This window comes from Nostoc sp. FACHB-152, from assembly GCF_014697475.1.
Lineage (GTDB): Bacteria > Cyanobacteriota > Cyanobacteriia > Cyanobacteriales > Nostocaceae > Nostoc_B.
This window is the reverse complement of sequence record NZ_JACJRV010000017.1, coordinates 51,632-64,185: the sequence shown is the minus strand read 5'-3', so window position 1 is coordinate 64,185 and position 12,554 is coordinate 51,632. Positions and strand designations below refer to the sequence as shown.

The following is a 12,554-nucleotide window of genomic DNA, read 5'->3' as shown; positions in this document are numbered from 1 at the left end:
GAGTTAGGTATCTCCACAAAAAATCTCTTGCAAGAGTTCTAAAAGTTGAAAAATGTTAGCAGCACATATTCATCAAAATTCCCTCCTTTGTATATGTGCTTTTTCAACTTGGTATGACGAAAAATCTACTTGAGTATTTCCACCCTGAGTAGAAACACAAGTAAATTTTTTGCTTCTGCTTTATTGTCCTGATTTTACAGGCTTTAGCATAACTTATACTGCCGTTTATCAAGCAGAGGAATACTGAAATGGCAACTTACAAAGTTACACTGATTAACGAAGCTGAAGGCTTAAATAAAACAATAGAGGTGCCAGATGATGAATATATTCTAGACGCTGCTGAAGACCAAGGCATAGATTTGCCTTCCTCCTGCCGCGCTGGTGCTTGCTCTACCTGTGCAGGTAAAATTCAAAGTGGTACTGTTGACCAGTCTGACCAATCTTTCTTGGATGACGATCAAATCGAAGCTGGATATGTGTTGACCTGTGTTGCTTATCCAACCTCTGACTGTACAATCCTCACCCACCAAGAAGAAGACCTTTACTAAAAGTTAGGTATCTCCACAAAAATCGGTTGCTAACGTTCTTGAATTTGAAAAAATGGTAGCTGCACATCTAGGGAGAATTGGGTTCTTCCTAAATGTGCTTTTTCAAATTGTTTGGCAAAAATTCTAGTATATTCACGCTCAAGCAGTAACACAAAATTTATGTGTTACTGCTTAATTAATCTGAGTTCATAGCTTAATTTTATCGTTGAAAATTTGAACTTTCGTACCAGGATAATAGAACTGAAGAATTTTGGGAGTTGACCAACCAAGCTTGGCTAAATTTTGTGCGCCTGTCTGACTCAAACCAACTCCATGTCCTAGTCCACCTCCAATAAAAGCATATCCCCATAATTCTGGTTTACCTTTATTTAAAGGTTGTAAGTAAAACAATGTACTGACGGGTGCGGCAAAGGCACTACGTACTTCGTCTTTGTGTAAAGTAAATATGCCGATATCGGTTTTCACAGCTAGGTCGAGAATGCGTCCACTGGGGCTGCGTTTTGTCACTGCGATCGCTTCAATGGTTTTAAAATTGGCATAGGGACTGTTTTTCACACGCAAAAATTTTTGCAAATCTTTGGCGATATCTTCAATGGGAGTTTCTTTTCTCCATCGAAATATATCCCAGTTACTTTCATTGAAGCCTTGCTTCATACTGATAAATCTCTGGAAGTTTTTTTCATCGGCTAAACTTTGTTGCGATAAATTCCAAAAATTAATCGGCGCATCGACTACTGGGCGCAAATAGGGACGGTCTTCTCCATTCCAAACATCACTAAAAAAGGCGGTCACACCACCAGTTGTTGAAGAATATAAGGCATCAACTAGCTGGTTGTTGTAAGTTAGCACCATGCCTTTGGTAGCAGCGATCGCTTTGTCTGTTTTGGCTGTTGCCCCACTCAGTCCGTAATAAACTTGGCAGTGCGTATCAGCACACAATTGGTAGTTATCCACAGCAAATCGGCGCAAATTCCGCAAAGCATAAGTCCGAGCTAGAATTGCTTGGGATTCTAAAGCTGCTTGTGGTACGTTTGTTCCAATTTCGTTGGGTACAACACCACGTAAATAAGTTTCTAATTGTACTTCATTAACTAAAGTATATGTGCCGTAGGCATTGGGCTGTAATGTCATTCTTCCGGCATATAATCGACCAGTGCCAGGTTTTTCACCTTGACTAACCCGAATTAAGTTTTTGTCAGCACTAATAGCTAAATCCTTTGGGCTGTAACGGATGTCATTGACTACCCAACTGACCCGTGGCACTTTATCCTGGATTTTAGTATCGACATATGCCATTTTTGCTCCCGAAGCCTGCACATTCTGAAATAGCAAGCGTCGCAGTAAAGCAGTGCTGTAAACATCGCGTTTCGCCCAGACTTGCCAGCGTTCTGGCTGAGATATTTCTACTTCTACCCCTTGAGAACGCCATTTTTTGGCACTATCTTCTGCTGTTTCAAAGGTACGGTATGTGCCTAAAACCACTACCTCTTCCACCAGGGGTTTTGGCAAGGCTTGCATGACTGTTTCTAGCTTGACGGGTTTTTCGGTAACTATGGTTTGCAGCTTGTTACCTGCTTGAAATCTTAACCGCAAGCGATCGCCTTTTGTCGGTTCTAGTTGTAATTTCGTCTTTGATTTTTCTCCAAATCTCTGTATTATCCCTACTCTCAATTCCACATCATTGCCATTGCTGGTTGGGCCTGATGCTGCTGTCAGTCCCAACAAGCAAAATGCCGTTACTACACTGTAAGATAAACGCCAAAACGAAAACTTTATCTTGACTAGATTCTGCCCTTTCGTTCTGAGTCGGGGCATTTCTATTTGCTTCGTAGCGTAGTGGTTCTGTCGCATGAACGCTCCAATAGTCCCATTACCAATTTAGCTACCCAAATCACTTGCAAATCGAAGTCATAATGACTATGATTTATTTAGAGGCACAAAACAAAATTAGTTAAATCAACTCCTTATGGTTAAAGTCCAAGAGATCCCACTAAATCAAATCAAACGTCCCTTGCCCCGTGCCAACGATCCCAACAAAGTCCAAGACTTAATGGAATCAATTGCAGAAATTGGGCAGCAAGAACCTATTGATGTTCTAGAAGTAGACGGACAGTATTATGGCTTTTCTGGTTGCCACCGTTATGAAGCTTGCCAGCGTCTTGGCCAAGACACCATATTAGCCAGAGTCCGTAAAGCTCCTCGCAGCGTTCTCAAGATGCACTTAGCTTAGGGAAAGTATGAAGTGTAAATTATGAAGTATGTAGACACCCTTTGGGTGGTATCCCGAAGGGTAATTTCATAACTCAGCCTTTCAACTTCATCTTTGCTAGTCCTAATTCTCAAATAATAAGTTTAGGAGAAAATTATGTCATCTCAACCAACCGTAAAAAATGTAAATATCGGCATTGATCAAGAAAGCCGGACAAAAATTGCTGAAGGTTTGTCTCGCCTGCTGGCTGATACATATACACTTTATCTAAAAACCCATAACTTCCACTGGAATGTTACAGGCCCAATGTTCCAAACATTGCACCTCATGTTTGAAACCCAGTATACAGAATTGGCCTTAGCAGTAGATTTGATTGCTGAACGAATTAGAGCTTTGGGTTATCCCGCGCCAGGAACTTACAGTGAGTATGCCAAGCTGAGTTCGATTCCTGAAACGCCTGGAGTTCCTAAAGCTAAGGAAATGATTCAATTGCTAGTTGAAGGACAAGAAGCCGTAGTGCGAACCGCTCGGTCTATTTTCCCTGTAGTAGATGAAGTTAACGACGAACCCACTGCTGATTTATTAACTCAACGGATGCAAGTTCATGAAAAGACCGCTTGGATGTTGAGAAGTTTACTGGAAGAATAAGAATTAGGGAATGGGGAGTGGGGAGTAGAGAATAGGGAAAATTACCAATCCCCATCCTTAAGTACCTATTCTCTAGTAAAAAATGGCAAATACTACTGATTACACCCAAAAACTGCAAGATTTAAACCAAAAGGTTGAGATTACGAGTTTTAAAGCTTTGAGTAAAGCGGCTGGTGTCTCAGAGCGGCAAATCTTGCGGTTGCGACGGGGAGAAGTGGCGCAAATGCGAGTAGATGTGCTGTTGAAGTTGTCATCAGTTCTCCAGTTATCTTTAAGTGAATTAGTAACGACTTTTTCAACAGCCAATTTGAGCCAAGGTAATGGAGTATCTACTCAGCAGTTGTTACAAGAGATTGCAGATTTAAAAAAAGAATATCAGCGATCGCAATTACAAATAGAACAACAGCGAGAGCTACTACTCCAACAATTCCAGCAGTCGAGTTTACAACTGCTGGAATCTTTGTTATTGCAGTTCCCCGCAGCTGCCCAAAAAGCACGAGAAAATCCGCAGCTAGAGGCGGTGAAGATACTACCGTTAGTCGAGAATCCACTGAAAAAACTTTTACAGAATTGGGGTGTAGAAGCGATCGCACCTGTAGGTGCAGAAATACCTTACGATCCCCAAAAGCACCAATTATTAGAAGGAACAGCACAGCCAGGTGAATTAGTCAAAGTCCGTTACACTGGCTATGTGCAAGGAGATAAGCTACTTTACCGAGCTAAAGTGCAACCCACATAACAAAGATTTACGAAGTTGAAAATTGCATCTCAACTCTTTATTTTTAGGGACTTCCAGAAATTAAATTATTCAATCATTAACCATCAAAGATATTGAAAAAGAATCTTTTTCTCCCTCTGCTACCCCTAATGAGTGGATATTTTTTTAGTTGGAAGTCCCTTAGCAGCAAAAATCTTTGTTAATAAAATTACAAATATTGGGAATAATAAAAAATGAAGGTGCTTTTCTCAAAAAAACTGAGCAACTTTAATAGATTAACCTTTCAGGAATTAAGGGCTGAAATGCTGATGAATATTAATTAGGCTAGAGAAAGCAACTAAAAAATTAAATTATTGGATACAACACAGGTGCATTATAGATTACTCAATTTTAATTACAGACTGATCGTGATCCTTGAAAATACGCAATAACTATTATCCCCTAAAGTTGCCACATAGAAAAATTTGGCTTTTTAGTATAGATGAGTTGTGTTATCAGGCGGTAGTTAACCTTCTAATAATTTAGAATTTTAGTTGATTTCACGTAATATTAGTTTTTTTAACCCTGTTCTGGTGCAACTGATACAAAAACTATTTCCCATGCTCAGTTATGTTTATATATCTAACTTGCTGAGCTTATTGATAAGTTATAGTTCCATCAAACTTTGCAGAAATTAAATGCAAACTTTAAATTACTAAGTGAATTTAAAGTTTGTTGAGTAATGTCTTTATGGTATTCTTACGTAATTAAGTAAATAAAACTATGGATACTTCTTAATTTGCTATTAACCTTTAATATTTTTTGGGTTATTCCTAAAATTAAAATATGTATTTTAAATACCCACCTATCAGCAATAGTTTTTTTAGCAATTAGCTAATAATAGGTAGATTTTTTTGCTAGTTTTTATCAAATTGGTTATTAGTATATAATACTAGCAAAATTACCTCAGTTTTTTTTTACAACAATCGGAGATAAAATAATATGAATCAGCAAGTGAAAGTTATTAAGCTGAACGGCATTATTAATAACGCAAATTCACACGAATTAAGAGAAAATATTACTCTCCTGCAAGATAGTGGTGCAGAAATTGTTCTAGTTGACTGTCAGGATGTAACTTTTATGGACAGTTCTGCACTGGGTTCTTTAGTATTAGCCTTCAAAACATTAAGGGCAGCAGGCACTAAATTAGTTCTCTGCTCTATTAATGAACAAGTAAGAATCTTATTTGAATTGACTGGTATGGATAAAGTGATTGAAATTTTCCCTAGTCAAGATGAGTTTCATCAAGTTGTACTCTCCAAGAGTTAATCGAATTTAATCTGTAAGATTGATAAATCATCTTCAAAAGCCTCTTTGGAGTTTAAAGCGATGAGATAATTCAATACCTGTTCGAGGGGGCAATCAATAGTATTTTGTATGCTCGTCAGAATTTGAATTAAACCATCCAGACTCCAAAGTGTGCCATCTGTCTTCGTAATTTCGTAAGCACCATCGCTAAAAATATAAAGATTACTAAAATTTTCAATTTCACAGTAAGCATCAACGTATTTTGCTTCAGGAAACATCCCAACAGGCATACCAGGAGTTCTTAATAGTTGAACTTCTAATTTATTTGGAGATTGGCCTGAGATTAATATTGCTGGGGGATGCCCAGCACTGGCATAAGTTAATTGCCGTTTAGCCACGTTATAAACACCGTACCAAATAGTAAAATATTTATCATTTTGGTAATTCATCTGAAAGGTTTCATTTAAAGCTGTAATTACTTCACTAGGTTGATAGTAATTTAGACCTTTAAGGGCGCGGGAACGCAACAAATTTAGTACAGAAATAGATGGGAGTGTCGCTTTCAGCCCATGTCCAGCAGTATCTAATAAATAAACTGCTAAATAATTAGAGTCTAGCCAGTAATAATCAAAACAATCACCACCGAGTTGGCGTGAAGGAATGAAATAAGAATTGATGTGTAATGGTTCAGTTATGGGTAGAGGTAAAAGCGATCGCACATAGTCTGCTGCTTCGGCTAATTCTGTTTCTAAAAGCTGTTTTTGGGTTTGTAAATCTCGACTTAATTGATGCAGCCGTAATCCTGCCCTGACTCTGGCTTTTAATTCATTTTGTTCTATAGGTTTAGAGATAAAATCATCTGCACCCGCATCTAATCCCTTGACGCGATCGGCAACTGAGTCTAAAGATGTTAATAAAATAAAAAAACTGGTTGATAAATCGGGGTCAGATTTAATATACTTACATACTTCCAGCCCATTGAGTACTGGCATAATCCAATCACAAATAATTAGTGCTGGGTGGCAAGTAGTTGCTTTGGCAATTCCTTCTTTACCATTGCTGGCAGTAATTACTTGATAACCTTGTTTTTCTAACAACCTTTTGAGAAATATTTGTATAGTATAATCATCATCAATTACTAATATTTGGAACATATAAAATATTATCAATAATTATTGACAATCCCAGATGGATAGGTTAGTGATTATATTGCTTTTTAACAGTCTGAATATCAACCTGTCTAACTGTCATCTAATATTTGAATAACCTATCCCAATTATTCATAATTTTGCTAGTAATTCAAGGTTAATAACAACTTATGGTGATGACAAAGGATTCAGCCACAAAAGAATCGCACGTCTGAGTTGATTTAAGTCTCGATATACCTCTTGCTTAAACCATTGCCCAAAGGCATCAAAGGGAGTAAATGAAGTTCCTGGTTGCCATTTGATGTCTTGTCCCAATGGGGTTGTATGGCTTCCAGGCAATGTTTGTGCCGTCACCATCTCTGGAAAGCGTTGTTGTAAAATTTTGGTTAAAACTGCTGATTGGTCGAGGGTATCGTTATTAAATTTAATTAATAAATTACGACGGACTTTATAACCTTCCTGCACAATTTTGTTCGTTTCTAATGGTGATGGCGTAAACTCAATCGTCAAAGCAGAATTTAACTGCTCTACTAAAGGAATAGCATCTTTAGCAGCATAATTATTGAAGGATATTAAAATATTTCCGGCTCTGTCTACAGGACAAAGGCTACCTATAAGCAAATGGAGTTTGCAACCCATGCTGTGTCCAATACCATAGGTGGGGAGATAAAGCTTACGCAGTAAAGCAGAGTCATGCAAGCGTTCTAGAGTACGTTCAAAGTTCAGCAGTACAGATTGAGCGATCGCTATATGATCTAATGTATTCACAAAGGGAGTAGCGATGACAACATATCCCTTACTGGCTAACTGTTCTAATAACCAACGGTAAGTCAGGTGTGGCGCAGTGGCGACAAACGCGCCTCCTAAAAAATGTATAATCCCGATGGGATTTTGGGGAATGAGTACCCAGTTACCTCTAATTTCTTTCCAGTCCATGCCTGTAGGCGATCGCTTAATTTAATTTACACTTATTTATGTTAGATCGGTAATTGTAATGCTGGGCATCTCGACCGGTTAAAAATTAAAATTGGGGACTGTTTACAGATCTCCCCCGTGACTTTGTAATTTTTTCATTTCATACTGTACATCTAAAGCAATCTGCAATGCTTCATTTAATAACTTGCCATGTTCGGTAGCTTTTTCTGTAACTTGCATTGCTGTTAAATTTGCTAGATTATTGGCAAATAGCTCAGTGTTACCAAGAATGAAATTTTGATTTTCTCGCAAAATTCTTTCTGTTTTTAAAGCCCGTACTAAATCGGCTCTAGTGAGTTTCAGTGCTGCAATTACCCTGTCTCTTTCTTTGATAGTAACATCTGGATTGCCAGCGTCTTCTATTTGGTCATTAATATCTATCGCTCTAATTATAGAATTATATCTCTCTACATCATCTAAGAGAATTTCTAGAGAGTAAGTCATACTCTTTTTTAACGTTTTTAAGGCATTGCGCCATACCCCATAAAAAATTCCCTGCATTACAGCACTGCCAACCAAGCCCAAGATTAATAATAATATCCAAGATGGGATTGTTACCCAATTAGCAAATAACCTAATAACGATATCAAAAATTAGATAGCTAAACACAAATATAGAGAAGCTAATAAAAATTACAGTAGCTCCTTCTGAACCTTTCATTTTATATAAAATTTGTTTACTAAACCCTTTAAGAGGATTGGTAATTAAAACTAGTTGATACTTAACAGGTAAATTAGTTAATTGTTGTAGTTCTTTTGGACTAATTTCTAAACCATGTAAATCATTACGCACAGCTTTCCCCACAATCACATACATAGTTATTTAGTACAATATAACAAGCCAATGTCGGGATGGCTAACTAAATGGTAATTTCGGTAAAAATTTTTAATTAAATTATTCAATAAAAAATTAGTTTAGGTACAAGGTGATACTGAGTAATCAAAATTATTGTTGAATAGAATGTGCCGAAAAATACCATATTCAACCAATGAATTAGAAGTTAAGCTATCTAGTTAGCTTTAAAGATGGCTAATTTAACCTTAATCTAACAAAATTATTTTTTGACAAACTCAGTCATTTAGAACTTAAAAATCTACATATAAGATAGTCTAGATTTATGGCGATCGCTATCAACAACTCTGCTTCTTATAGAATAACTGGGTGACTATCAATAATAAAATAAGTGCCAGCATCAACAATTACTTGCCGAATTTTAAGATTCGCCAGACGCAGCAGATTTATATTGATATAAATCTGCCGATTTCAGCCGAATTACCTATTTATGGTGAGTTTCCAGGCGTTTTAACATAATATACAACTATCTAAAGTATGAAGTTATATAGCCAAAAAAGTATTCTTTAGCTAGTTGTTGAATTGAAATTAAATCGAAATAATTACATATGAGTACTCTGTCGGTTTTAAACTCTAAGTATTACTAAATGTTATGTATCAACATAGCTAGAATCATATATTTCTGAAAAAGCAGGAAAGGTATATACTCATTTAACTAAATGAGTATATAAAGCTACCAAATACCACTCTAAATAATTGAATTAATATGTGGTATTAGATTTACAAGCCAATCTTCATGAAATATTTTGATTTTCAATATTTCTACCTAATTTTTGTCTGGAGGGAATTTTAATGGGCAGCTCGTTTCATTGGTCATTAATACGTGCAACTTTACTAGCTTTAGGAGTAACAACTGCTACGATCAGTCCGATAGTAGTTTCCGCCCCAACTTTAGCCCAAACTACTGTTCCATCTACAACTCCTACTACAGATCCAAATACCACTCCTGGTACAACAACTCCTGATACAAATACTCCATCTGCCGCGCCTGCTGCTGCTAATTTTTCTGATGTTGGTACAGATTACTGGAGTGGCCCATTTATTCAAGCACTAGCCGCAAGAAATGTAATTACTGGATTTCCAGATCAGACTTTTAGACCCAACCAAGCTGTGACTCGTGCTGAATTTGCGGCAATGATTCAAAAAGCTTTTAATCAGAATGCAGTTCGGCAACTCAGTGCCAGTGGATTTAGAGATGTACCTGCTAATTATTGGGCGGCTTCTGCGATTAAAGAAGCTTACGAAACAGGTTTTATGAGTGGTTATCCTGATAATACGTTTCGTCCCAATGAGCAAATTCCAAAAGCTCAGGCAATCACTGCTTTGTCAAGTGGTTTAAATTTAACTGCTAGCAATTCAGGTTCAGCATCAGATATTCTGAATACTTATTACACAGATGCTTCCGCAATTCCTAACTACGCAGTAAATAGTGTAGCCGCAGCCACTCAAGCTAACATTGTTGTCAACTATCCAGATGTCAAACAGCTTAATCCTCAAACACCTTTAACCCGTGCGGAAGCCGCAGCGTTATTGTATCAAGCTCTAGTTAGACAGGGACAAGCACAACCTTTGGCTGCCAATCTTCCCGCAAGTCAATATATAGTAGCGGCTGGTACTACTGGCACAACTGGTAACGATATCGTTTCTATTGCTGCGTCTAATAATTCTTTTAGTACTTTAACTACTCTAATCAAAGCGGCTGGGTTAGCAGAAACTCTGCAACAAGGAGGCCCATACACAGTATTTGCTCCTACAGATCAAGCATTTGCCGCTTTACCTGCTGGCACTGTACAACAACTACAGCAGCCAGAAAATAGAGAATTATTGCGGAGGATTTTAACATACCATGTGGTTCCTGGCCAATTAACTGCTAGTCAGCTGACGGCTGGAGAACTGAAAACGGTTGAAGAAGCATCTGTAAATATCAAAGTTGACAGTGCTAATAATCAAATCGCAGTTAACGATGCGACAGTTATTCAACCAAATGTTCAAGCTAGCAACGGTGTAATCCACGTAATTAATGAAGTTCTAATTCCACCTAACTTGAATGTTAGCCAACAACCAGGAGAAACCACTCCGGGTGGAACTACACCTGCTGTAGATCCTGGTAGATCTACTCGCGGTGGCTCTAGCTATGTTGGAGTTGCCGGTAATATTGGTTTGGGTGGCGATTCTGCTCTCAGCGAAGGTAACATTGCAGTAATGAGCAAAATCGGTTTAACTCGGACTATATCAGCACGTCCCTCAGCTGTATTTGGAGACGACCCCATAGTTTTAATACCTGTAACTTTCGACTTTGCTCCACGTTCCGTCGATCCTACAGGTAATCAACGCTTCCCAATATCTCCTTATATAGGTGCTGGTGTGGCTATCGAAACTAGCGACGATGCTGACATAGCATTGCTGTTAACTGGTGGTGTAGACGTTCCCTTAGGCAATCGCTTTACTTTGAATGGTGCAGTTAATGCAGCGTTCTTGGATGAAACTGATGTCGGTTTGATGTTGGGTGTAGGCTACAACTTCTAAGTTGGGCTGAGATTAGTATATTCCTGCCAAATCAAAAGAGACGCGATCGCCCGCGTCTCTTTTATTGGAGTTACCTTTGTTTAAGAGAGGAAACGAGAAACTGTTCCCTATTCTCTTCTAAGATTTCTACCGTCCTACACCGACGTATTGGAAGCCTGCTCTTACCATTGTTTCAGGATCCAGGAAGTTACGACCGTCAATAACTACAGGGTTATTCATTAATTTTGCCATCTTGGCATAGTCTAAATGGCTAAATTGCTGCCATTCGGTTACGAGTACTAAAGCATCACAGCCATCAGCTAATCTCTCAGCATCAGTTTCTACTAGTACGCCAGAAAGACCATGACGCATTCCTGTTTGGGAAATAATTGGGTCGTAAGCTTTGACTTTAGCTCCTAGGCGGTTGAGTTGCTCAATTAAGTTGAGTGCGGGAGCATCACGTAAGTCATCGGTATCAGGTTTAAAGGTGAGACCGAGTAGACCAACAGTTTTACCCTTGAGGATCTTCAGGACTTGTTGAAGTTTTTCTAAAGCAATTAAACGCTGACGTTCGTTAACGCTAACTGCTGATTTGAGCAATTCAGCTTCATAACCATAGTCGTCAGCAGTGTGAATCAAAGCGGAAACGTCTTTGGGGAAGCAAGAACCACCCCAACCAATACCAGCTTGCAAGAATTTGTTACCAATGCGGGAGTCTAAACCGATACCTTTGGCTACTTGAGTCACGTCAGCACCGACGCGATCGCAGATGTTAGCAACTTCGTTAATAAAACTAATTTTGGTTGCTAAGAAAGCGTTAGCAGCGTATTTGATCATCTCTGCCGAACTGAGGTCTGTAACTAGTACAGGTACAGGTGGTAAAGATTGATCAGCAGCGAACTTGCGTTCAACAATTGGAGCATAAAGTTCTTGCATCATTGCAACTGCTCTAGGGCTGTTACCACCTAGAACAATGCGATCGGGGTTGAAGGTGTCATAGACTGCTGAACCTTCACGCAAAAATTCTGGGTTACTAACGACATCAAAATGTGATGCAATTTCTGGCACTTTATCTTCAACAGGCGCGCCACCTGCTGGTACAAGCACTTTCTGACGTTCAGCAATCCCATCTAAAACAATCATCCGTACCCAGTCACCAGAACCGATAGGTACTGTGGATTTGTTGACAATTACTTTATAACCACCGTTGAGATTGGCTCCGATACCACGTGCTACAGCTTCTACATAACGGGTATCACTTTCGCCAGTTGGTAAAGGTGGTGTACCAACTGCAATAAAAAGAATTTCGCCGTGGGCTACCCCTGCGGCGAGGTCTGTGGAAAACTGAATATTGCCACTTTGAATGGCAGACTGCATAATTTCTGACAGACCTGGCTCGAAAATGGGCGATTGCCCAGATTTCATGAGCTTGACTTTCTCTTCGTTATTGTCTATGCAAACCACATCATGCCCAATGTGAGCCAAGCAAGCACCTGTAACTAAACCAACGTAACCAGTACCTATTACACAAACACGCATTTTTTAAACTCCTCGCTTTCTTGGGTTGCTCTTCAAAAGGAAGTTGCCAATATGACACCAATACAACTATCAATTAACCAGTCCCTCAAAACAAGCTATAGATAGAATCAGACCTGTTTTGAAAG

General features: G+C 38.7%; 11 protein-coding genes. 6 read left to right on the top strand and 5 right to left on the bottom strand.

Annotated elements, in window-relative coordinates; translation table 11 throughout:
• Positions 1-248 precede the first annotated feature (248 nt).
• Entirely contained in the window at positions 249-548 is a 300-nt protein-coding gene (locus H6G76_RS15400) for a ferredoxin (protein ID WP_190701986.1), read from the top strand.
• Between the two features lie 186 nt (positions 549-734).
• Here H6G76_RS15400 and H6G76_RS15395 read toward each other — a convergent pair whose 3' ends face one another.
• Positions 735-2,399, bottom strand: a complete 1,665-nt coding sequence (locus H6G76_RS15395; RefSeq protein WP_190701984.1) for a SpoIID/LytB domain-containing protein — start codon at positions 2,397-2,399, stop codon at positions 735-737.
• A gap of 115 nt (positions 2,400-2,514) precedes the next feature.
• On the opposite strand from H6G76_RS15395, the gene H6G76_RS15390 reads away from it, so the two are divergent.
• The 4 genes from H6G76_RS15390 (at position 2,515) to H6G76_RS15375 (ending at position 5,431) form a co-directional block, all read left to right on the top strand.
• Entirely contained in the window at positions 2,515-2,778 is a 264-nt protein-coding gene (locus H6G76_RS15390; protein ID WP_190701982.1) for a ParB N-terminal domain-containing protein, read from the top strand.
• Between the two features lie 135 nt (positions 2,779-2,913).
• Entirely contained in the window at positions 2,914-3,405 is a 492-nt protein-coding gene (locus tag H6G76_RS15385; protein ID WP_190701979.1) for a Dps family protein, read from the top strand.
• 82 nt (positions 3,406-3,487) lie between these two features.
• Positions 3,488-4,144, top strand: a complete 657-nt coding sequence (locus H6G76_RS15380; protein WP_190701976.1) for a nucleotide exchange factor GrpE — start codon at positions 3,488-3,490, stop codon at positions 4,142-4,144.
• A gap of 960 nt (positions 4,145-5,104) precedes the next feature.
• Positions 5,105-5,431, top strand: coding sequence for an STAS domain-containing protein (locus tag H6G76_RS15375; protein WP_190701973.1), 327 nt, complete (start codon positions 5,105-5,107; stop codon positions 5,429-5,431).
• On the opposite strand, the gene H6G76_RS15370 is transcribed toward H6G76_RS15375, so the two are convergent.
• The 3 genes from H6G76_RS15370 to H6G76_RS15360 all read right to left on the bottom strand — a co-directional run bounded on the left by H6G76_RS15370 (position 5,428) and on the right by H6G76_RS15360 (position 8,349).
• On the bottom strand, positions 5,428-6,564 hold the full coding sequence (locus H6G76_RS15370) for a SpoIIE family protein phosphatase (RefSeq protein ID WP_190701970.1): 1,137 nt from the start codon (positions 6,562-6,564) through the stop codon (positions 5,428-5,430). The genes H6G76_RS15375 and H6G76_RS15370 overlap by 4 nt on opposite strands.
• 162 nt (positions 6,565-6,726) lie before the next feature.
• On the bottom strand, positions 6,727-7,494 hold the full coding sequence (locus H6G76_RS15365; protein ID WP_190701967.1) for a DUF1350 family protein: 768 nt from the start codon (positions 7,492-7,494) through the stop codon (positions 6,727-6,729).
• A 102-nt stretch (positions 7,495-7,596) separates the two neighbouring features.
• Complete coding sequence (locus H6G76_RS15360; protein ID WP_199337392.1) at positions 7,597-8,349, bottom strand: hypothetical protein; 753 nt, start codon at positions 8,347-8,349, stop codon at positions 7,597-7,599.
• Between the two features lie 828 nt (positions 8,350-9,177).
• Here H6G76_RS15360 and H6G76_RS15355 point away from each other — a divergent pair.
• Positions 9,178-10,911, top strand: coding sequence for a fasciclin domain-containing protein (locus H6G76_RS15355; RefSeq protein WP_190701963.1), 1,734 nt, complete (start codon positions 9,178-9,180; stop codon positions 10,909-10,911).
• A gap of 126 nt (positions 10,912-11,037) precedes the next feature.
• Here the strand turns inward: H6G76_RS15355 and H6G76_RS15350 are convergent, their stop codons facing one another.
• Positions 11,038-12,429 carry a UDP-glucose/GDP-mannose dehydrogenase family protein gene (locus H6G76_RS15350; RefSeq protein ID WP_190701960.1) on the bottom strand — a complete coding sequence of 464 codons (1,392 nt, stop codon included), beginning with the start codon at positions 12,427-12,429 and terminating at the stop codon, positions 11,038-11,040.
• Positions 12,430-12,554 lie beyond the last annotated feature (125 nt).